Origin of the sequence: Streptomyces griseoaurantiacus (genome assembly GCF_036189845.1) — a bacterium.
In the GTDB taxonomy this organism is placed as follows: domain Bacteria; phylum Actinomycetota; class Actinomycetes; order Streptomycetales; family Streptomycetaceae; genus Streptomyces; species Streptomyces griseoaurantiacus.
On the sequence record NZ_CP108326.1, the window covers coordinates 5,681,523 to 5,701,234 of the forward strand.

The following is a 19,712-nucleotide window of genomic DNA, read 5'->3' on the forward strand; positions in this document are numbered from 1 at the left end:
GCGGGTGTGCCGGGCACGTAGACTGGTGGGCTGTTGCCCACCGGCGGACGGACGCGCGCCGCCCCGCCGCACCCCCTCTTGATCATCTGGAGTACTCCCCCCATGCAGGCAGAACCGAGGAAGTCGCTGGTGGGACAGGAGTACGAGGTCGAGGTCGGCCCCGTCGCCCACGGCGGCCACTGCATCGCACGCACGTCCGAGGGGCAGGTCCTCTTCGTGCGGCACACGCTCCCCGGCGAGCGAGTCGTGGCCCGGGTGACCGAGGGCGAGGAGGGCGCCCGCTTCCTGCGCGCCGACGCGGTGAGCGTCCTGGAGGCGTCCAAGGACCGCATCGACGCCCCCTGCCCCTACGCCGGCCCCGGCCGCTGCGGCGGCTGCGACTGGCAGCACGCCAAGCCGGGCGCCCAGCGGCGCCTGAAGGCCGACGTCATCGCCGAACAGCTCCAGCACCTGGCCGGGCTCACCCCGGAGGAGGCCGGCTGGGACGGCACGGTGCTCCCCGCCGAGGGCGACAAGCTTCCCGCGGGCGAGGTCCCGGCCTGGCGCACCCGCGTGAGCTACGCGGTGGACCCCTCCGGCCGCGCGGGCCTGCGCCGGCACCGCTCGCACGAGGTGGAGCCGATCGAGCACTGCCTGATCGCCGCGCCCGGCGTGAGCGAACTCGGGATCGAGCGCCGGCAGTGGCCCGGCATGGACTCCGTCGAGGCGATCGCCGCGACCGGCTCCCAGGACCGCCAGGTCGTCCTCACCCCGAAGCCGGGCGCCCGCCTGCCGCTGGTGGAGTTGGACCGCCCGGTCTCCGTGCTCCGCGTCGACGAGCGCTCCGGGGGCGTGCACCGCGTCCACGGCCGCCCCTTCGTGCGCGAGCGCGCCGACGACCGCACCCACCGGGTCGGCGCCGGCGGCTTCTGGCAGGTCCACCCGAAGGCCGCCGACACCCTGGTCGCCGCCGTCATGCAGGGACTCCTGCCCCGCAAGGGCGACACCGCGCTCGACCTGTACTGCGGAGTGGGCCTCTTCGCGGGAGCGCTGGCCGACCGGGTCGGCGAGAAGGGTGCCGTGCTCGGCATCGAGTCCGGCAAGCGCGCGGTGGAGGACGCCCGGCACAACCTCGCCGAGTTCGACCGCGTCCGCATCGAACAGGGCAAGGTCGAGGCCGCCCTGCCGCGCACCGGCATCACGGAGGCCGACCTCGTCGTCCTCGACCCGCCCCGCGCCGGCGCCGGCCGCAAGACCGTCGCCCACCTCACGACCCTCGGCGCCCGCCGCATCGCCTACGTCGCCTGCGACCCGGCCGCCCTCGCCAGGGACCTGGCGTACTTCCGCGAGGGCGGCTACCGGGTGCGGTCGCTGAGGGCGTTCGACCTGTTCCCGATGACGCATCACGTGGAGTGCGTGGCTGTTCTCGAGCCCGCCCAGAAGGGGCTTTGAGCTGCCGTTTTCGTGGCTTCGTCGGGGGTGGCCGGCGCTGACCCGGTGGTCCACCCGTCATGCGAGGTGGCTGATCCGGCCCGGACGGCCCGGCCTCGCGTCCGTGACACAGGGTCCTGACGCTCGACCGACGCGCGTTCCGGACGGCAGGTCAGCCCGAGCCCGTCGGTCCCCGGCGCCCCGTCGGCTCGCGGGTCAGGTCGTCGGAACGGGTCGCAGCCGGTAGGCGTCCCCGTGCGCGACGACACGGCCGGCTGTGGGCGGGGCGAAGTGGGTGCCGAGGAGGAGGGTGTCCGTACCGGCGAGGGAAGCGAGCAGTTCACCGCGGGTGGTCGCGGACTGCCGCGGGTCGATGTCCACGCAGGCGCCGATGGCGGGGTGGGCGAGTTGGACCGGGTGGTGGATGCAGTCACCGGTGATCAACGCCGTTTCACCCTGACTGTTCAGTTCGACCGCTACATGGCCGGGGGTGTGGCCGGGGGTGGGGACCAGGCGCAGGCTCGGGGTGACGCGCACGCCCTCGGCCGGGACGTCGACCAGGTCGAGCAGACCGGCCTGCTCGACCGGGATCACCGAGTCGCGGAACATCTGGCGGCGTGCCTCTTCCATGTCGTGGGCGGCCCAGAACGCCCTTTCGGCGCGCGCGGTGAGGTAGCGCGCCTCGGGGAACGTGGGGACCCATGCGTCATCCACCTTCCGGGTGTTCCAGCCGACGTGGTCGGCGTGCAGGTGGGTGAGGACGACCAGGTCGACGGAGTCGGGCGGGAAGCCTGCGGCGGTCAGTCGCTCGGGGAAGTCGGTACGCAGGTCGTGCCAGGCCGGGTTGGCCCGTTCCTTGCCGTTGCCGATGCCGGTGTCGACGAGTACGCGTAGCCCGTCCACGGCGAACGCGAAACTGTGGCTGTCGATGCGGAGGATGCCGTCATCGTCGGCGAAGTGGGGACGCAGCCAGTCCTGGCCGGCTACCACCTGAGGAGTGGCGTCGGGCAGCAGCCAGGGACCGGTCGCGGGCGGCAGCGGTATCTCGTCGATGCGGTGGACGGTGATGTCGCCCACGGCCCAGGAGGGGAAGGGGGTGTCCGAGGGAGTCTGCATGATCTGTTGTTTCCTTTGCTCTTCAGCGCAGTGGCCGGTTGCGTGGACTGCTGCTGGGCTCAGTTCGGGCTCGTGACACGGCGAGCGCGGTGAGGGCCGCTGCAGCGAGGAGTGCCGCGATGACGGCGTAGACGTGCGAGGTGGTCCTGAGCCCGTAGTGCCGGGTGGCGATCCCTGCGGCGACGGCGGGCAAGCTCATGGAGAGGTAGCTCAGAACGTAGTAGGCGGCCAGCGTCGCGGCTCGGTGCTGCTCGTCGAGCGAGTCGAGGAGCGTCCGAAGCACGCCTCGTGAGACGGCGCCGAAGGCTGTGCCGGCCAGGGCGGCGCCGCCGTAGACGGTCGGCAGCCCGGCGCCGTGCAGACCGCTCAGGGTCAGGACCGCGGTGGGCAGGACGGAGAGGCATCCGCCGATCGCGGTGGTGAGGGGATCGGTGCGGCGCAGTACCCACACGGTGAGTGCGGCTGCGGCGCTGAAGGTGAAGAAGATCATGCCGAGGGCCGCCTGCGGGGCGTTGGGGGCCACCAGGCGCACGAGGGCCGGCCCGAGGGAGGAGTAGAAGCCACCCAGTGCCCAGACGGCGACGACTGCGGTGCCGGTGGTCAGCAGGGTGCGGCGCACCGCGGGCGGTACACCGAGCCGTGGACGCAGCGATCGGACCCCGTTCGCCTGCCGGTCGACTGTCTCCGTGGTGAAGGTGACGGCGATCGCCTGGGCGGTGAACAGCGCTGCCAACAACGCGTAGACGGTGACGGCGGGGGCCGGGGCGAAGCGGATGAGGAGGGTGGAGACGAGAACGCCCGCAGCCATGCCGGCGACCGGGGCGATGATGTTGGTCAGGGCGGACCGGCCGGGGTGCCGCGGGTTTTCCAGGTCGAGGAGAGCCGCGCCGGCGGCGCTGGTGGCCACGCCGGTGGCCGCTCCTTGCAGGAGGCGGGCCGCTGCCAGGGAACCCGCGCCGTCCGCTGAGGCGAGGAGAACCATGGCGACGGCCTGCGCGCCCAGGGCGCCTGCCAGGACGGGGCGCCGTCCCAGTCGGTCGGAGAGCGCTCCGGTGGTGAGAAGGGCTGACAGCAGCGCCAGGGCGTAGGCGCTGAAGACCACCGTGACGGCGAGCGCCGAAAGGCCCCACTGGTCCTGATAGAGGGGATACAGCGGTGTCGGGGCACTGGATGCCGCCAGGAGGGCCACGAGTACGGACGCGTCCAGACCGAAGGAGGCGGCACGGTTCTTCCCGCGGGCGCGGCTGTCTCCGACAGGGCAGTGCGCAACTGGGCCGGACACGACGTCGGACATGGAACCCCTTCCTTAAAGCAACTCGTTTGCCTTAAGGAAGGGTAGGTTCTACAGTCGAGCTAAAGCAAATCATTAGCTTTAAGTGTGGTGCGCCTCGTCGCTCCATCCCGACCAGGGGAGAATCCGTGTCCTCCGCCGAACTCACACCGTCCGAGGCCGCCCGCTGGGCCGCCCGGGCCGGGCTTCCGTTGCCCGATGACCGCCACGCGGCGGTCGCGGCCACCGCCGACCACATCCACTCCGTCGTCGCGGTCCTGCGCGAGCTGAATCTCCGTGACACCCCGCCCGCCGGTGCCTTCCGTGCGGAGAAGGAGAAGCACGATGCAGCCGTATGAGTTGTCCCTCGCCGCCGCCGCGCAGGAGATCCGGGAGCGGCGGCTGTCCCCCGTCGAGCTGGTCGACTCGGTCCTCGACCGCATCGAGCAGGTGGAGCCGCACATTGCGGCCTACGTCTCGGTTCTCGCCGATCAGGCCCGCCGGACCGCCCGTGACGCCGAGCGTGAAGCCGTACAGGGCTCCTACCGAGGCCCTCTGCACGGGATTCCGGTGGGGCTCAAGGACTTGATCGATGTCGTCGGCGTGTCCACCACGGCAAGCTCCAGGACCCGGGCCGGTCATCGCGCGGCCTCCGACAGCACGGTCGCCGCGAGTCTGCGGGCGGCCGGCGCGATCCTGATCGGCAAAACGCACACCCACGAGTTCGCCTACGGGCTGATCACCCCGCAGACCAACAACGCCTGGGATCACAGGAGGATCGCCGGTGGCTCCAGCGGCGGTTCCGCCGTCGCCGTGGCCTCCGGCGCGGCGACATTCGCCCTCGGTACCGACACCGGCGGATCGATCCGGGTGCCCGCGACCCTGAACGGAGTGGTCGGACTCAAGCCGACGTACGGACTCGTGCCCCGTCACGGCGTCACGTCGCTGTCCTGGTCGCTCGACCACGTCGGCCCGATCGCCCGTACCGTCGACGACACGGCCCTCGTCCTGACCGCCCTCGCCGGGTACGACCCCCGCGACCCCGCCTCGGTGGCCGTGCCCGGCGTCGGCTACCGGCCGCACCCCGACCCGGACCTGACGGGAGTGCGTGTCGGCGTGCCCCGCAACTACTACTTCGCACACGTCGACGCCGAAGTCGCGGCCGCCGTCCGCCGCGCCATCGCGCAGCTCGAGGCGCTCGGCGCTCGGCTCATCGATGTCGACATACCGATGACCCGCTACATCCAGGCCGTCCATTGGGGCCTGATGGTGCCGGAAGCCACCGCGTACCACCAGGCCACCCTGCGTACCGTCCCCGAGCTGTATCGGGCGGATGTCCGGATCCTCCTGGAGGCCGGCGAACTGATGGGCGCGGGCGACTACCTGCGGGCGCAGCGCGCCCGGACGCTGATGCGCGACGAGTGGGCCCGCGTCCTGGAGGAGGTCGACGTGATCGCCGCTCCCGCGGTGCCGATGGCCGCGGTCCCGGCCGGTCAGGAGACCGTCACCTGGCCCGACGGCACGGTCGAGAGCGTCTCCGACGCGTACGTGCGCCTCTCCTCCCCGGCCAACATCACAGGAGTGCCCGCACTCTCCGTCCCGGTCGGCCAGGACGCGGCGGGCATGCCCATCGGCATGCAGTTGCTCGGGCGGCCCTTCGCCGAGCGGACGCTGCTGCTGGTGGGCCACGCATACGAGCGGACGCAGCCCGCCCGATCGCTCGCACCCGTCACCTGAGGGCGGTGCGTGGGGCCGGGCCGGAAATTTCCGGCCCGGCCCACACACCGCTCGGCTCCGGCGAGATCGGGACCGGATGCCCGCCACGACGAGATCGGCGAGGACCCCGGCACAGCTGTCGGGCAGGCGCTCGCCCTTCGCCGCGGAGGTGGTGCCGGCGTCACCCGAGGGTGCCGGAGCGCGTCGAGGGCCGGCGGCCACAGGGCCACGGTGCCACCGAAGGGCATGCTGCCCGGGGGCACGGAAAACCGCTAAACGCAAGGACTGTGCTTTAGGCTGGTGGGATGAGCACCAGGCAGAGGGTTCGCCCCGGCGGGCGCAGCGCACGCGTCCAGGCGTCGGTGCACACCGCCGTACGGGAACTCCTGGAGGAAAGGGGCCGCGAGGCGCTGACCGTCCCCCTGGTCGCCCAGCACGCCGGAGTCACCCCGTCGACCATCTACCGACGCTGGGGCAACCTGCAGGAACTCCTCTCCGACGTCGCGGTGGAGCGGCTGCGACCCGACGCCGCACCGGAGGACCACGGCGACCTGCGGTCCGACCTGACGGCGTGGGCCGAGCAGTTCCTCGACGAGATGACGTCCGCCTCGGGCCGCGCCTATGTTCGCGACGCCCTGCTCGGCGACCCGGACGGCGACAACGCCGGTCAGTGCTCGGCCTACGCGGCCGAACAGATCAACGTCATTCTCGCCCGAGCCGCCGGCCGAGAGGAGAACACTCCTGACGTCGAGACGGCTCTGGACCGCGTCGTCGCCCCCATGATGTATCGCATCCTCTTTCGTCCGGCCGGGCTCGACGCCGCGTACGCCCGCCGGCTCGTGACCGAGCTCTTCGGTGCACCCCGGAAGGGCGACCGGTGACCGGGCGGCTGTCTCCGTCGCCCGCGACAGCGCTCGCGCGGCCCACGTCCCGACGGGCGCTCCGGCCACTTCACCCGTGGCCCCGTGAGACGGGCACGAGAGCTCCCGGGTCGAGCGGGAGGTGAACGCGCCTGTGGCGCCCACGGTCGTCCGTGCGACATCGGCTACACGATCCCGGGCCGGTCGTGGACCTACCGGCACCTGGGCCCGGGGCCGGGCCCGGACTACCTCGACGACTCGCGGGGCCACGACGGGGCGCACAGGAGACGACTCGCGGGGCCGCGACCGGGCGCACAGGACCGGCCGCGCCACGGCCGCCGACCTGGAGGGCACCGCCCGTGCGCTCGCCGCCACTCCGCTGGGCCCCGCCCCGGTGAACGCACCGCGGTGAGGCCCTTGTCGGGATGGCGGCCCGGTCCGCCGGTCGTGGCCGCCGCCCGCGGGGCGTGGGGCCGGGCGCGGTGGTTACCCGTGCCGCATGACTGAGACACGGCCTCTTGCCCTGATCACCGGTGCCTCCAGCGGAATCGGCCGCGAACTCGCCCGGCAGTTCGCGCGGCACGGCCACGACCTCGTGGTGAGCGCGGAGGACGAGTCGCTGGAGTCGGCCGCGCGGGAGCTGGTGGAGGCGGGCGTGGAGGTGCGCGCCGTACGTGCCGACCTCCGCATCGGCGAGGGACGGTTCCGGCTGCTGGACGCGCTCGCCGGACTGACGGTCGACGTCGCCGTCCTCAACGCGGGGGTGGGCCGGGGCGGCGCCTTCGTGGACACCGACCTCGCCGAGGACCAGGAGATCGTCGACCTCGACGTCACGGCGACGATGCGGCTGGCCAAGCCGCTGCTGCGGGCCATGGTGATGCGCGGGGAAGGCCGGCTGGCGTTCACCTCGTCCCTCGCCTCGACGATGCCCGGCTCCTTCCAGCCCGTCTACAACGCGTCCAAGTCGTTCGTGCAGTCCCTCGCCCAGGCGCTCGCGGAGGAGGTCGAGGACACCGGCGTGACGGTCACCTCGATCATGCCGGGGCCGACCGACACCGAGTTCTTCGACCGGGCGGGCATGGCGGAGGACACCCGCATGGGCACGTCGAAGAAGGACGATCCGGCACAGGTGGCGGAGCAGGCGTTCAGGGCGATCATGGAGGGCGAGAGGAAGGCCGTGACCGGGTCCCTGATGACCAGGGCGCAGGGCCTGGTCGGGAAGGTGCTGCCCGACGGGGTCAAGGCGGCGGCCCACCGGCGCATGGCGGAACCGGGCACCGGGCGTCCCTCCGAGAACCCGGAGGACCCCGAGAAGTCCGGGCACGGCCAGGAGTGACCGCGGTACCGGGCGCGGGCGCTCCGGTTCCGGCGCTCAGACTCCCGAGGGGGTGACCGGGCGCGGGGACCGGCCGGCGTCGCCCGGGCCGTACCAGTCCAGGCAGAGGACGGTGGCGTCGTCCGCGGGCTGCCGGCCCCCGTAGGCGGCGGCGACGGCGGCGACCATCGCGCCCACCGCCTCCCGCGCGTGCTCGACGGCCGTCTCGCGGAGGAGGGCGGGCAGGTCGACGACCGAGGCGTCGCGGTCCTGCATGCCGTCGGTGTACAGCAGCAGACGGTCGCCGGGGCGCAGGTCCAGGTCCTGGACCGCGTAGGCACCCTGCCCGAGGACGCCGAAGGGCAGGTTCACCCGCGGACGGAGCTCGCGCACCCTCCCCTCGCGCAGCAGCAGGGGCCAGGGGTGACCGGCGTTGACGAACTGGGCGCGGCTGCCGTCGAGGGCGATCCGGAAGAGCTGGCCGGTCGCGAAGGTGCGCCGGCCGTGGTCGAGGAGCGCCTGGTGGATGCTGCGGGCCTGCTCGGCGAGGTCCACTCCCGCCCGGCGGGCACCGCGTGAGGCGTTGACCGCGAGGGTGGCCATGAGTGAGGCGTCCACGTCGTGCCCCATGGCGTCGGTGATGGACAGGTGCAGATGGTCCTGGTCGAGGGAGTAGTCGTAGGTGTCACCGGCGATGTCGGAGGCCGGGACCAGCGCCCCGGCCAGGTCGAACTCGGGCGCCGCGCAGGCGGAGGCGGAGGGGAGGAGCTGGCGCTGGATCTCGGCGGCCAGACTGACCGAGGTGGTGCGGTTGCCCCAGTGGTAGAGGTCGGTGAACCGGCGGTCGGTGACGATGATGTAGGCCAGGGCGTGCGCGGCCTCCTGGACCTGTTCCAGCACCTCCTCGGTGACCCGGGTCAGGAACAGCTCCAGGACGCCGATGGCGTCGCCCCTGTTGGTGACCGGGGCGAGGACCCGCTGTCCGCGCCCGTGCGCGTCCTGCGGCGTCCGCACCAGTTTCTGCCCGCGCAGCACCTCGTCGTAGACGCTGTCGTCACCGAGGAAGACCTGCTCGGCGGGGTGTTCGCGCGGGGGAGCCGCCTGATCGCTGACCCGCAGCAGACGCCTGCCCACGATGTCGACGAACAGGAACGACACGTACCGCGCGCCGAACCGCTCCCGAAGATCACGCGCGACCACGTCCAAAGAGCGCACCGGGGCGGCGTTCTCGGCCGCCGCCAGCACATCCGTCAACATCATTCGATCACCCGCCATGAAACCCCCGCACCGTGCGGCCTGCTCGCCGGCACAGCGGTCCCCGCCGGGTGCCCGGCGTGCCCGCGACCGGACGTCATCGTCTCGTACCCGCAACGCCCGCGCTCAGCCGTCCTTCGTGAAGGACGCGTGACCGTCCTCCGCACGGCCCCTTCACGCATGCCCGCCGGGGCGTGCGTGAAGGGGCCGTCACTGGCGGCTGAGGGCCCTGGACACCCCCGCGGTCAGGGTCGTCGCCAGGATCCACCCGGCGACGGTCAGCGTGTGGGCGAGCAACTGCCCGCCGCCGTGGGGCGCGAAGGCGGCCTTCTGCCCGAAGCCGATGACGGGGAGAAGGAGGTCGAGGGCGTAGAACACCGGGCTGAACGGCGGGGCCTTGCCCGCCTCCAGCGGAGCGGGGGGATGCGCGGAGAAGAAGGAGGCCCCCAGGGCGAGAAGGGCGATGATCCACAGTGCGGCGCGGGCGGGCCGGTAGCCGTAGCCGACGGTGGCGTCCTGGACGTAGCCCCACAGGCGCGCGTGCGCGGGGAGCGCGGAGCGGCGGTGCCGCTGCTTGGCGAGCAGGACGGTACGGGCCTCGTCCTCGTGCCCCAGGCTCCGGTAGGCGGCGGCGAGCTGCTCGTAGGGCTGCGGGACGTACCCTTCCGTCCCGCGCCGGAGCCAGGCGAGCCGTTCGCCGGCGGTGAGGGGGGTGGCGAGGGCGTCGTACGCGGTGTGGGCCAGGCGCAAGCCGGTGGGCCAGGTGTCCGGTGCGTCGTGGAGGACGCCCAGCTGCGCGTTTCCGGCGTCGACCGTGCCGTCGATGGGTCGCCGCGTGCGCAGATCGGTCTCCCGCGCCTGGACCAGGCGCAGCGACAGCGCGGTGCCCGAAGGGTGGTCCACGGTGGCGTCGCGGAAGCTGAGGAGGGTGCCGACGCGGGTGCCGTCGAGCTGGACGCCGCCCTCGACCGTGAGGCCCAGGCCGAGGTCGGCATTGCGGTGGACGGTGACGTCGACGGCCTCCAGGGCGATGTCACCGGGGTTGCTCAGCCGGGCGCCGCAGAACCCCAGGGCGGCCGCCACCTGGGCGCCGGACAGGATGAGGCGCCCCTCGGACCGGAAGCCGGGGTGGAAGGTGAAGTCCTCGGTGACATGCACGTGGTAGGCGTCCAGGGCGGTGCCGCTGGGGTTGCTCAGGTGGGCGCCCTCCAGGTCGAACTCGCCGGCCACCGCGGCTCCGGTGACCCGCGTCAGGCCGTGCACGGTCAGGCCGGTGCACAGCAGGTCCCCGCCCGTGGACAGCCGTACGGCGCGGACCGCGTCGCGGCCCGGCGCGGTGATCACGGTCCGCCTCAGGTCCAGGTCGCTGTGGATCTCCGCGCGGGTGAGGACGAGGGGGCCGGAGAGCCGGCAGTGGGAGAGGACCATCCGGCCGCGGACCTGGACGGTGTCGGCGCTCAGGCCGGGCAGGACGCAGTCGGAGAGGACGAGCTCGCGGAACTGGGCGCCCCGCAGCAGGGGCGCCTCGTCGAAGTGGCAGTCCGTCAGGGCGACGGGCGCGATGACCTCGGCGAACTCCAGGTCCAGCGTGCCGGTGACGGACACGCCGTCCAGGCGCAGCGCCGGGCGTTCGCCCGGGCCGGGCTCGGGGCCGGCACCGAGGAGCAGCGCCGCCAGGAACTCCGCGCGGACGGAGGGCCGGGGGCCCCGCGGCGTTGCGGGACGCGGAGCGACACGGTGGCCCCGGGCGTAGGAATGCCACAACTGGCGTTCGGTCGTGCCCAGTTCCTCCAGTCGCATGATCGGTGATCATCGCAGTGCCCGGGGGCCCGGACAAGTGCGGCGGAACGGCGGCGCGGGGCGCGCGCGACACCGTCGGCCGTGCTCCCCGGGCGCCTCAGCACGGCAGGCGCACGGTGAACACCGTCTCCTCGTACGGCCGGCTGCGCACGAGGACGTCACCGCCGTGGGCCCGCACGAGCTGCCGGACGATGGACAGCCCGAGACCGCTGCCTCCCGTGCGTCTGCTGCGGGAGCGTTCGGCCCGCCAGAAGCGGTCGAACACCCGGGGCAGGTCCTCCTCACCGATGCCGCAGCCCGTGTCCCGCACCTCGATCGCCACGGCTCCCGGCACCCGGCGGGCGTCCAGGGTGACACGACCGCCGGGAGGGGTGTGGCGTATCGCGTTGGACAGCAGGTTGCCGAGGACCTGGCGCAGGCGGACCGGGTCGGCGGTGACCGTGAGGCTTCCCGGGGCGAGGACGGCGGTCTCGACGCCCCCGGCCCGCGCGGTCGCCCGGTGGGCGCTCATCGTCTGTTCGACCAGCTCGCGCAGATCCAGTACCCGGGGGTGCAGGCGCAGGGTCCCGGCGTCCGCCGCGGCGAGCACCTGGAGGTCGTCCACGATGTGCTGCAGGAGGCCCGCCTCCTCCTGCAGCGAGGCGAGGAGGTCCGCGTCGGGCTCGGCCAGGCCGTCCTGCGCCGCGTCCAGCCAGCCGCGGATGTTGGTGAGGGGGGTGCGCAGCTCGTGGGCGATGTCGCTCACCATGACCCGGCGCTGCTCGTCGGTGCGCTCGCGGCGTTCGGACAGGTCGTTGAGGGCGGCGGCCAGATGCCCGGTCTCGTCCTTGGCGGTGACGGGGACGGGCAGGTGCCGGCCCGAGGGGGCGCGGGCCGCCTGGGCCAGCGCCCGCAGCGGACGCACGAGCCTGGTCGCCACGACGACGGTCACCGCGACGGTCGCGGCCAGGACCAGGCCGGTGGTGAGGAGGACCCTGAGGGTGCCGGACGGGGACAGGTCGAAGACGGCGGTGGCCCGGCCGGGCGGACCGGTGACGAACAGCAGGGCCGCCGGCGCGACGTGTGCAGACAGCTGCTCCCGCCGGCCCTCCTCCACGCAGTCGTCGAGGGCCGGGGAACTCTCCGCGGCGCCGTCCTCGCCCACCTGGAAGTCCGCGGTGAGGGTCAACGGCCGCGGCAGGCGCAGATGGTTGCGGGTGCCGCAGGCGCGGACGAGCCCGGTGAGTTCGCGCAGGGCCGCGGCCTCGGTCGGGGTGGGGGAGCCGAGGGCCTTGGACGCGCAGAGCGGCGGGACGACGTCGCGCGCGCCGCGGACGCGCAGTGCGGGTCTGCCCGTGGGCTCCTCCACGATGAACGCCTCGGTCTTCTGCAGGTCGTGCAGGCAGGTGACCTCCGTGCGGGCGGCCCGCAGCAGCGCCGTCCGCTCCCCGGCGGGCAGGCGGTAGGGGCCGACGGCCCGGGGGTCGATGCGGGAGGAGCGCTCCGTGCCGCCGGTGTCCCGGTCCGCGGACGGGGCGATGTGCAGGGGATCGATCACGGCGCTCTCGCCGCGCGGCAGCCGTTCCGCGGCCGACTCGCGGGAGGCGGCGAGGACCCGGCGCGTCCGCGTGGTCAGGACGAGCGTGCGCCCCGTGGACCGGGCGAGGTTCCGGACGGTGCGCTCGACGCCGTGCCAGCTCCGGTGGGTGGCGGCGTAACCCTCCAGGGTGCTCTGGATGGCGGCGTCGTCCGTGAGATCCTGGCCCCGCTCCTGCTGGATGGCGACGGTGGTGCTGCGCACCGTCAGCCAGGCGGTGGCTCCGATGGACACCAGGGAGATCAGCACGGAGGTGAGCAGCAGCCGGAAGAGCAGGCTGTTGCGGAAGGGGACGTCAGAGCCCACGCCGGCCCCCGGGTCCGCCGGAGAGCTTGTATCCGACGCCGTGGACGGTCAGCAGCAACTCCGGCCTGCGCGGCGAACCCTCGATCTTCTTCCGCAGGTTCGCGATGTGCATGTCCACGGTGCGCTCGGTGACGGCTCTGCCGTGGTCGGTGACGCAGTGCAGCAACTGGGTCCGGGTGAAGACGCGTTCGGGCGCGGCCGCCAGGGTGCTGAGCAGCCGGAACTCGGCGGGGGTGCAGTGCACGGGGCGGCCGTGGACGGTCGCCTCGTGCCGGTCCGGGGCCACGGTGAGCGGACCTGCGCTGAGCAGGCGCTCCTCCTCGCGCCGCGGCTGCCGGGTGCGCCGCAGCAGGGTCCGGACCCGAGCCACCAGTTCCCGGGGCCGGAACGGCTTCGTCATGTAGTCGTCCGCCCCGACGTCCAGGCCGAGCAGCAACTCGTCCTCGGTGGAGCGGGCGGTGAGCATGAGGACGGGGGTGTCGCCCGTGGCGCGTATCCGGCGGCATATCTCCAGCCCGTCGAGACCGGGCAGCATCCAGTCGAGGATCAGCAGGTCGGGCGGCCGCCGGGTGGCTTCGCCGAGGGCGGTCGGACCGTCGTGCGCGACGGTCACGGTGTGGCCGTCGTGCACCAGGTATCGACGGATCAGTTCCGCCTGCTTTTCGTCGTCCTCGGCCACGAGTACGTATGCGGACATGGCCAGATGATAGGCCAGGGGAGCGCGTGCGGAATGCGGAGGAATATGACTCCTCGCCATGACAACTTCTTGACATACATATGCTGGGCGGTCGGCCGGGGAAAACATTGACAGCTTTCTGACAACGCCTTGCCATGCTGCCGGGCATGCCGAAAAAGAAGCTTCTTCTCCTCACCTGCGCCGCGCTGTTGGCGGCCTCCGCCGTCGGCTGTTCCTCGGGACATACCGGAGGCCGGGACGAGGGGGTCGTCTCCACCGCCGAATCCGGTGGTGGAAAGGGCGGTGCCACGAAGGGGCCGTCCGCCGACCCCGCCGAAGCAGGCCGGCCCCAGCTCCGGCTGGACACGACTCCGCTCGAGGAACTGCGCCTTTACCAGGGCTATCTGCACTGCATCAAGGACCGCGGAGTCGACGTCGGCAGGGGCACGCAGAAAATGCCGGAAGCCGATCCGAAGATGCTCTGGTTCCCCGGTATCGACGTGGCCGAGGAGCGACCGGAGGTGGAAAAGGCGTGCATCGGCAAGAAACCGCTGACGCCGCCGGAGACGGATCCGAAGCGGAATCCGCACTACATGGACGACTACAACGAGTGGATCGCGTGCGACAACCGCAAGGGGTTCAAGGTGGAGCCCCTTCCGGACGGGGGCGGCTGGAACTACGCGCCCCATGCGACCCCGCCGAGGGACGCGGACCGGATCGACCAGGAATGCATGCGGGAGGCGTTCGGTGGCAAGTGAGCACGAGGCCGCGGACACCCTCGCCCTGCGGGTGACGGCCCGAGAGGAGGCGGACCGGGGTGTGCCGCCCACGGGCCGCCGCAGGAGGCGGACCGTGGGCCTCGCCGTCGCCGCCGTGCTCCTCACGGGCACGACGGGCGCCCTGGTGCTGTGGTCCGGCGGGGACGGAAACGGCCCCGCGCCCGAGTCCGGCCCGGGAATCAGGAAGGTCGCCGTGGTCAGGACGGACCTGTCGGGCAGTAAGGAGATGGACGGGACACTCGGCTACGACTCCCCGCGCACCCTCCGCGGGACCGGCGAGGGCCGGGTGACCTGGCTCCCCGCGCGGGGCGCCACGGTCACCCGCGGGCACCAGCTCTACCGTGTCGACGAACGCCCCACCGTGCTCCTCTACGGCAGCACACCCCTGTACCGCAGGCTCGACACACCCGGCACGGTCGGCCGCGACGTACGGGTCCTCGCCGACAACCTGAAGGCCCTGGGATACGACATCGGACCGCAGCCCGCACCGGGCACCGTCGTCCGACGGCAGGCCCCCGGGGAAGGCTCCCCGCGAACGGATCGGGCACCCGGTGCCGGCCGGGGCACGCCGTCGTCCGGCGCGTCCGCGTCCCCGACCGGGCCGCCCGCCGCGTCCGGCGGCGGAGAAGGGCAGGGGACGGGCGAGGCGGGGGAACAGCAGCCGGGCGCGAGCGCGGGCCCGGCACGGTCCACGGTGCGCCGGGACGACGGCGTGCTCACCGCCTCCCTGATGTCCGCGGTCGAACGCTGGCAGAAGGCCGCGGGCCTCGACCCGACCGGCGTGCTCGATCCCGCCGACGCGGTCGTGGCCAAGTCGGCGGTACGGGTCTCCGGTCTCCGCGCCCAGCCGGGGGACGAGGCCGCGGACGAGCTGATGTCGGTCACCTCCACCACCAAGACCGTGACCGTGCCCGTGGAGTCGCTCGACCTCGGGTCCGTCTCCACGGGCCGGCGCGTCACCGTGGTACTGCCCGACCGGTCCACCACCCTCGGCCGGGTCGCCGCGATCAGCACCGTCGTCCAAGGCGGAGGCGGGGAGAGCGGGGAGGGAGGGGAGGGCGGCGACCGGCAGTCCACCACCAACGTCACCGTCTCCCTGGACGATCCCCGAGCCGTCAAGTCCCTCGACTCCGCCCCCGTACAGGCCAGGTTCCACGGCAGGGCGAGGAAGCACGTGCTCGCCGTCCCCGTCGGCGCCCTGCTCGCCCTGCGCGAGGGCGGCTACGCGGTCCGGCGCGCCGACGGCCGCCTCGTCCCGGTCGACACCGGCATGTTCGCCCGGGGACTGGTCGAGATCAGCGGCAAGGGCGTCGACGAGGGCACGAAGGTGGAGACGACGGCATGAGCCAGGTCATCGGCGTGTACGAGGCGAGCGTGACCCATCCGCCCGCGGTCAAGGCCCTGGACCGGGTCTCCCTGAGCCTCGCCCGGGGCGAGTTCCTCGGGATCCTCGGCCCCTCCGGCTCCGGCAAGTCCACGCTGCTCCACCTCATGGGCACCCTCGCCGCACCCACCAGCGGCCGGGTCGTCATCGAGGGACAGGACGTGGCCGAGCTGTCCGACCGTCAACTGTCCGCGCTGCGCGGAAGACGGCTCGGCTTCGTCTTCCAGCACTTCCACCTGACGGACGGACTCACCGCGGCCGAGAACGTCGCGACCGGCCTGCTCTACGCCGGCGTGCCCAGGAAGTACCGCGCGAGACGGGCCGGGGAGGCACTGGCCAGGGTCGGACTCGCCCACCGGGCCGGCCACCTGCCCGGACAGCTCTCCGGAGGGGAGCGTCAACGGGTGGCCACGGCGCGCGCGATCGTCCACGAGCCCGCCCTGGTCCTCGCCGACGAACCGACCGGCGCCCTGGACACCGCCAACGGCGAGGCCGTCCTCGCCCTGCTGAGCGAACTCAACGCGGCCGGCACCACGATCGCGCTCATCACCCACGACCGTGACATCGCCGACCGGCTGCCCCGCAGGGTCCGCCTGCGCGACGGCCGCTTCGTCGCGGACACCGCAACCACCGGAAGCCCGTCATGATCACGCCCGCCGCCCCGCCCCGCACCACCACCCGGCGTCCCCGCAGGCGCACCGGCGGCCCTGTCCGACCCGTACGCCTCGCCCCGCGCGACCTGCTCAGCCTCGGACTCCTCGGCCTGCGCACCCGCAGGCTCCGTGCCGCGCTCTCGGCCCTCGGCATCTCGATCGGCGTCGCCACCATGGTGGTGGTCACCGGCATCCCGGCCTCCAGCCAACGGGCGCTCATGGACGAGATATCGGCCCTCGGGTCCGACATGCTGCGGGTGCAGCCCTTCCAGGGCGAGGGCGCACAGGCGCGGCTGCCCGAGGAATCGGTCGACATGGTGCGCCGCATCGGGCCGGTCACCGGGGTGAGCGCGGTGGCCAACACCCACGCCGAGGTCCAGCGTTCCGACCTCGTCGGCGGTGAGGACTTCTCCGGCGCCGGACTCAGCGTGCTCGCCGCCCGGCGCGACCTGCTGGACGTGGTGGGCGGGAAGGTGCTCTCCGGAAGGTACTTCGACGCCGCCGACGAACGGTTCCCCACGGCCGTACTGGGCCACAAGGCCGCGCACCGTCTCGGCATCGGGGAGATCCCCGCGACCGGCCCCGCTCCCGAGGTGCGGATCGGCAGGGCGTGGTTCACCGTGATCGGCGTCCTGCACTCCGTACCGCTCTCCTCCGACCTCGACAACGCGGTGCTCACCGGATGGCCCGCCGCCCGGCGGCTGCTGCGCTTCGAGGGCAATCCCACGGTGCTCTACGTCAAGGCGCGCGAGGAGCACCTGGAGGACGTCCGCAGGGTCCTGCCCGCCACCGTGTTCCCGGAGCAGCCCGGGCAGGTCCAGGTCAGCCGGCCGTCCGACGCCCTGGCGGCGAAGCGCGCCACACGCAACACCTTCTCCTCCCTGTTCCTGGGCCTCGCCGGTATCGCGCTGCTGGTCGGCGGGGTGGGCGTGGCCAACACCATGGTCATCTCGGTCCTGGAGCGCCGCAGGGACATCGGCCTGCGCCGGGCACTCGGGGCGACCAGGGGGCACATCCGCGTGCAGTTCCTCACCGAGTCCGTGGCACTGTCGCTGCTCGGTGCCCTCGCCGGAATCCTGCTCGGCGTCCTCGCCGCCGTGGGCTACGCGGCCCACCAGCACTGGCCGGTCGTGATCCCCCCGCTTCCGCTCGCGGGCGGCTGCCTGAGCGCGGTGCTGATCGGCATGGCCGCCGGTGTCTACCCCTCCCTGCGTGCGGCGCGCCTTCCGCCCACGGAGGCACTGGCGTCCGCGTGAGCGGCCGAGCCGAGGGTCCCGGGTGCGGTCGACGGCTGCGCCCGGCACGCGGGTTGGGGCATCCTGGCCCCATGAGCGGTCGAGGCGGCGGCACCCGGGAGCGTGTGCTGCCCCCCGCGCTGCGGGTGCCTCTGGGGGTGGCCGCGGGGCTCGCCGGGCTCGTGGTCCTCGCGCTCGGGCTGCGGTACGCCGGGGACGGCGGCCCCGGCAGGGTGGACGGGTGGCTCGTGCCCTCGACCGCGGACAGTGTGCGGCCGCCGTGGCGGTACGCGGCGCTGGCCGTCGACTTCCTGGGGGAGCCCGGGGGAGCGGCGGTGCTCATGGTGACCGCACTGGCGGGGTGCCTGCTGCTGCGCCGGCCGCGCGCGGCGGTGTTCCTCCTGGCCGCCACCGGGCTGACCGTGGCGACGACGACACTGCTCAAGCACCTCGTGGGGCGCACGATCCACGGCGCCGGGAACCTGTCCTTCCCGAGCGGGCACACCGCCTTCGCGACCACGCTCGCCCTCGTCGCGGCACTGCTGGTGGCCGGCCGGCGCGGCCTCGGCCGAACGACCGGCACGCTCCTCGTCCTCGGCGCCGGTCTCGCCGCCGGTCTCGCCATGGGCTGGGCGGAGGTGGCGCTAGGCGCCCACTACGCGACCGACGCGCTCGGCGGCTGGTGCACGGCACTCGCCGTGGTGCATGCGACCGCGTGGCTGATCGACCGCGCGGCAGAACGCGGGGCGGCCCGGCCGGGTACCGGCTCGGCCACCCGCCCCGAGAGCGGGACCGCCGCCCGCGGTGTCGCGGGGCGCTCCCGGCACGGTCGCGGGGTGTGACCCCGCGGCGTCAGCGGTCGGCGATGTCCTCGCGGAGTCCGTCGGAGAACTCCCACCACGACAGCGGCAGCCAGTCCCCCTTGACGAAGGCGTCCACGGTCGCGCCCCGGCCGCGGACGGACACCGTCGTTCCCGGTGGGTAGGTGGTGCCGGACAGGCCGACCACGGGGACCAGCAGGGTTCCCAGTCGTTCGGCGGGCATACCGCGGCCTCCTTCCTCGGTGCGTAGCGGACGGGCGTCGGACGGCCGAGGGGCGTTCGATTCCTCCGGAGGCTACCGATTTGCCCACTCGTATGGGCCGGACAATCATGAGAGATGGGTCACGGAGGGCTAAATCGAACGGATGGGCGAGGGTGGCGAGCATGAAGGCTGTCGTCTACAAGGGGCCGTTCTCGGTCGCGGTCGAAGAGGTGGAGAAGCCGGGGATCCAGCATCCCGACGACGTGATCGTGCGCGTCACGTCGACCGCGATCTGCGGCTCCGACCTGCACATGTACGAGGGGCGCACCGCCGCGGAGCCCGGCATCGTCTTCGGTCACGAGAACATGGGGATCGTCGACGAGGTAGGTCACGGCGTCACCGGGCTGGAGAAGGGCGACCGCGTGGTCATGCCCTTCAACGTCGCCTGCGGCTTCTGCCGCAACTGTGCCGCGGGGTACACGGGGTACTGCACGACGGTCAATCCCGGATTCGCGGGCGGGGCGTACGGGTACGTCTCCATGGGTCCCTGGCAGGGCGGCCAGGCCGAGTACCTGCGCGTGCCCTACGCCGACTTCAACTGTCTGAAGCTTCCCCGGGGCGACGCGCACGAGAGGGACTTCATCCTGCTCGCCGACATCTTCCCCACCGGCTACCACGGTTGTGAACTCGCCGATGTCCGCCCCGGGGAGAGCGTCGCGGTGTACGGGGCGGGGCCGGTCGGGCTGATGGCCGCGTACTCGGCGCTGCTGCGCGGCGCGAAGAAGGTGTTCGTCGTCGACCGTGTCCCCGAGCGGCTCCAGAAGGCCGAGGAGATCGGCGCGGTGCCCGTCGACTTCTCCGCGGGCGACCCGGTCGAGCAGATCAGGGACCAGACCGGCGGCGAAGGCACGGACAAGGGCGTGGACGCCGTCGGCTACCAGGCGACGGCCGGCGCGAGTGGCGAGGAGGAACCGGCGACGGTGCTGAACTCCCTCGTCAACACGGTCCGGCCCACCGGAGCGCTCGGTGTCCCCGGTCTCTACGTCCCGTCCGACCCGGGCGGCCCCGACGAGCAGGCCAAGCAGGGCATGCTGCTCGTCGCGATCGGCAGGCTGTTCGAGAAGGGGTTGCGGATCGGGACGGGGCAGTGCAACGTCAAACGCTACAACCGCTTCCTGCGTGACCTGATCATCGAGGGCAGGGCGAAGCCCAGCTTCGTCGTCTCGCACGAACTGCCGCTGAGTGAGGCCCCGTCCGGCTACGACAAGTTCGACAAGCGGATCGAGGGCTACACGAAGGTGATCCTGCACCCGTAGTCACCGTGGTGGCTCCACCCCTC

18 protein-coding genes are annotated in these 19,712 nt (G+C 73.0%); 11 read left to right on the forward strand and 7 right to left on the reverse strand.

Annotation, left to right across the window (positions count from 1 at the left end):
- The first annotated feature begins 102 nt into the window (after nucleotides 1–102).
- Complete coding sequence (locus tag OHB09_RS25260; protein ID WP_040896474.1) at nucleotides 103–1,431, forward strand: class I SAM-dependent RNA methyltransferase; 1,329 nt, start codon at nucleotides 103–105, stop codon at nucleotides 1,429–1,431.
- Nucleotides 1,432–1,626: 195 nt separating this feature from the next.
- On the opposite strand, the gene OHB09_RS25265 is transcribed toward OHB09_RS25260, so the two are convergent.
- Both OHB09_RS25265 and OHB09_RS25270 read right to left on the reverse strand, forming a co-directional pair.
- Complete coding sequence (locus OHB09_RS25265) at nucleotides 1,627–2,526, reverse strand: MBL fold metallo-hydrolase (protein ID WP_328922567.1); 900 nt, start codon at nucleotides 2,524–2,526, stop codon at nucleotides 1,627–1,629.
- A gap of 22 nt (nucleotides 2,527–2,548) precedes the next feature.
- A complete protein-coding gene (locus OHB09_RS25270) occupies nucleotides 2,549–3,820 on the reverse strand; it encodes an MFS transporter (protein ID WP_328922568.1) in 1,272 nt (423 codons plus the stop codon).
- 125 nt (nucleotides 3,821–3,945) lie between these two features.
- On the opposite strand from OHB09_RS25270, the gene OHB09_RS25275 reads away from it, so the two are divergent.
- The 4 genes from OHB09_RS25275 to OHB09_RS25295 all read left to right on the forward strand — a co-directional run bounded on the left by OHB09_RS25275 (nucleotide 3,946) and on the right by OHB09_RS25295 (nucleotide 7,708).
- Nucleotides 3,946–4,155 carry a hypothetical protein gene (locus tag OHB09_RS25275; RefSeq protein ID WP_006142671.1) on the forward strand — a complete coding sequence of 70 codons (210 nt, stop codon included), beginning with the start codon at nucleotides 3,946–3,948 and terminating at the stop codon, nucleotides 4,153–4,155.
- Nucleotides 4,142–5,533 (forward strand): amidase, encoded by a 1,392-nt coding sequence (locus OHB09_RS25280; protein ID WP_319350623.1) that lies wholly within the window; start codon nucleotides 4,142–4,144, stop codon nucleotides 5,531–5,533. Before OHB09_RS25275 ends, OHB09_RS25280 begins: the two co-directional genes overlap by 14 nt.
- Nucleotides 5,534–5,817: 284 nt before the next feature.
- A complete protein-coding gene (locus OHB09_RS25285; RefSeq protein ID WP_328922569.1) occupies nucleotides 5,818–6,393 on the forward strand; it encodes a TetR/AcrR family transcriptional regulator in 576 nt (191 codons plus the stop codon).
- 478 nt (nucleotides 6,394–6,871) lie between these two features.
- Complete coding sequence (locus tag OHB09_RS25295; protein WP_191889732.1) at nucleotides 6,872–7,708, forward strand: SDR family NAD(P)-dependent oxidoreductase; 837 nt, start codon at nucleotides 6,872–6,874, stop codon at nucleotides 7,706–7,708.
- Between the two features lie 36 nt (nucleotides 7,709–7,744).
- Here the strand turns inward: OHB09_RS25295 and OHB09_RS25300 are convergent, their stop codons facing one another.
- The 4 genes from OHB09_RS25300 to OHB09_RS25315 form a co-directional block, all read right to left on the reverse strand.
- A complete protein-coding gene (locus OHB09_RS25300; protein WP_328922570.1) occupies nucleotides 7,745–8,962 on the reverse strand; it encodes a PP2C family protein-serine/threonine phosphatase in 1,218 nt (405 codons plus the stop codon).
- 189 nt (nucleotides 8,963–9,151) lie between these two features.
- On the reverse strand, nucleotides 9,152–10,741 hold the full coding sequence (locus tag OHB09_RS25305; RefSeq protein WP_328922571.1) for an oxidoreductase: 1,590 nt from the start codon (nucleotides 10,739–10,741) through the stop codon (nucleotides 9,152–9,154).
- A 97-nt stretch (nucleotides 10,742–10,838) separates the two neighbouring features.
- Nucleotides 10,839–12,623 carry a sensor histidine kinase gene (locus OHB09_RS25310; protein WP_328922572.1) on the reverse strand — a complete coding sequence of 595 codons (1,785 nt, stop codon included), beginning with the start codon at nucleotides 12,621–12,623 and terminating at the stop codon, nucleotides 10,839–10,841.
- On the reverse strand, nucleotides 12,613–13,320 hold the full coding sequence (locus tag OHB09_RS25315; protein WP_328922573.1) for a response regulator transcription factor: 708 nt from the start codon (nucleotides 13,318–13,320) through the stop codon (nucleotides 12,613–12,615). The genes OHB09_RS25310 and OHB09_RS25315 overlap by 11 nt, the downstream gene beginning before the upstream one ends.
- 146 nt (nucleotides 13,321–13,466) lie before the next feature.
- On the opposite strand from OHB09_RS25315, the gene OHB09_RS25320 reads away from it, so the two are divergent.
- The 5 genes from OHB09_RS25320 to OHB09_RS25340 all read left to right on the forward strand — a co-directional run bounded on the left by OHB09_RS25320 (nucleotide 13,467) and on the right by OHB09_RS25340 (nucleotide 18,192).
- The gene (locus OHB09_RS25320) at nucleotides 13,467–14,057 is read left to right on the forward strand and encodes a hypothetical protein (protein ID WP_318295062.1); all 591 of its coding nucleotides are present in this window, start codon (nucleotides 13,467–13,469) and stop codon (nucleotides 14,055–14,057) included.
- A complete protein-coding gene (locus OHB09_RS25325) occupies nucleotides 14,047–15,423 on the forward strand; it encodes a peptidoglycan-binding domain-containing protein (protein WP_328922574.1) in 1,377 nt (458 codons plus the stop codon). The genes OHB09_RS25320 and OHB09_RS25325 overlap by 11 nt, the downstream gene beginning before the upstream one ends.
- Entirely contained in the window at nucleotides 15,420–16,109 is a 690-nt protein-coding gene (locus OHB09_RS25330) for an ABC transporter ATP-binding protein (RefSeq protein WP_167793146.1), read from the forward strand. The genes OHB09_RS25325 and OHB09_RS25330 overlap by 4 nt, the downstream gene beginning before the upstream one ends.
- On the forward strand, nucleotides 16,106–17,371 hold the full coding sequence (locus OHB09_RS25335) for an ABC transporter permease (protein WP_191852053.1): 1,266 nt from the start codon (nucleotides 16,106–16,108) through the stop codon (nucleotides 17,369–17,371). Before OHB09_RS25330 ends, OHB09_RS25335 begins: the two co-directional genes overlap by 4 nt.
- 71 nt (nucleotides 17,372–17,442) lie before the next feature.
- On the forward strand, nucleotides 17,443–18,192 hold the full coding sequence (locus tag OHB09_RS25340) for a phosphatase PAP2 family protein (RefSeq protein ID WP_328922575.1): 750 nt from the start codon (nucleotides 17,443–17,445) through the stop codon (nucleotides 18,190–18,192).
- 10 nt (nucleotides 18,193–18,202) lie between these two features.
- Here OHB09_RS25340 and OHB09_RS25345 read toward each other — a convergent pair whose 3' ends face one another.
- On the reverse strand, nucleotides 18,203–18,394 hold the full coding sequence (locus OHB09_RS25345; protein ID WP_328922576.1) for a hypothetical protein: 192 nt from the start codon (nucleotides 18,392–18,394) through the stop codon (nucleotides 18,203–18,205).
- Nucleotides 18,395–18,555: 161 nt separating this feature from the next.
- Here OHB09_RS25345 and OHB09_RS25350 point away from each other — a divergent pair, with 161 nt between their 5' ends.
- Nucleotides 18,556–19,689, forward strand: coding sequence for a glutathione-independent formaldehyde dehydrogenase (locus OHB09_RS25350; RefSeq protein ID WP_093594173.1), 1,134 nt, complete (start codon nucleotides 18,556–18,558; stop codon nucleotides 19,687–19,689).
- The last annotated feature ends 23 nt before the right edge of the window (nucleotides 19,690–19,712 follow it).

What these genes read in the sequence shown, in the direction of transcription:
- OHB09_RS25260 (WP_040896474.1), top strand. Translation starts at nt 103, where the DNA reads ATGCAGGCAGAACCGAGGAAGTCGCTGGTGGGACAGGAGTACGAGGTC.
- OHB09_RS25265 (WP_328922567.1), bottom strand. Translation starts at nt 2,526, where the DNA reads ATGCAGACTCCCTCGGACACCCCCTTCCCCTCCTGGGCCGTGGGCGAC.
- OHB09_RS25270 (WP_328922568.1), bottom strand. Translation starts at nt 3,820, where the DNA reads ATGTCCGACGTCGTGTCCGGCCCAGTTGCGCACTGCCCTGTCGGAGAC.
- OHB09_RS25280 (WP_319350623.1), top strand. Translation starts at nt 4,142, where the DNA reads ATGCAGCCGTATGAGTTGTCCCTCGCCGCCGCCGCGCAGGAGATCCGG.
- OHB09_RS25285 (WP_328922569.1), top strand. Translation starts at nt 5,818, where the DNA reads ATGAGCACCAGGCAGAGGGTTCGCCCCGGCGGGCGCAGCGCACGCGTC.
- OHB09_RS25295 (WP_191889732.1), top strand. Translation starts at nt 6,872, where the DNA reads ATGACTGAGACACGGCCTCTTGCCCTGATCACCGGTGCCTCCAGCGGA.
- OHB09_RS25300 (WP_328922570.1), bottom strand. Translation starts at nt 8,962, where the DNA reads ATGGCGGGTGATCGAATGATGTTGACGGATGTGCTGGCGGCGGCCGAG.
- OHB09_RS25305 (WP_328922571.1), bottom strand. Translation starts at nt 10,741, where the DNA reads ATGCGACTGGAGGAACTGGGCACGACCGAACGCCAGTTGTGGCATTCC.
- OHB09_RS25315 (WP_328922573.1), bottom strand. Translation starts at nt 13,320, where the DNA reads ATGTCCGCATACGTACTCGTGGCCGAGGACGACGAAAAGCAGGCGGAA.
- OHB09_RS25320 (WP_318295062.1), top strand. Translation starts at nt 13,467, where the DNA reads ATGCCGAAAAAGAAGCTTCTTCTCCTCACCTGCGCCGCGCTGTTGGCG.
- OHB09_RS25330 (WP_167793146.1), top strand. Translation starts at nt 15,420, where the DNA reads ATGAGCCAGGTCATCGGCGTGTACGAGGCGAGCGTGACCCATCCGCCC.
- OHB09_RS25335 (WP_191852053.1), top strand. Translation starts at nt 16,106, where the DNA reads ATGATCACGCCCGCCGCCCCGCCCCGCACCACCACCCGGCGTCCCCGC.
- OHB09_RS25340 (WP_328922575.1), top strand. Translation starts at nt 17,443, where the DNA reads ATGAGCGGTCGAGGCGGCGGCACCCGGGAGCGTGTGCTGCCCCCCGCG.
- OHB09_RS25345 (WP_328922576.1), bottom strand. Translation starts at nt 18,394, where the DNA reads ATGCCCGCCGAACGACTGGGAACCCTGCTGGTCCCCGTGGTCGGCCTG.
- OHB09_RS25350 (WP_093594173.1), top strand. Translation starts at nt 18,556, where the DNA reads ATGAAGGCTGTCGTCTACAAGGGGCCGTTCTCGGTCGCGGTCGAAGAG.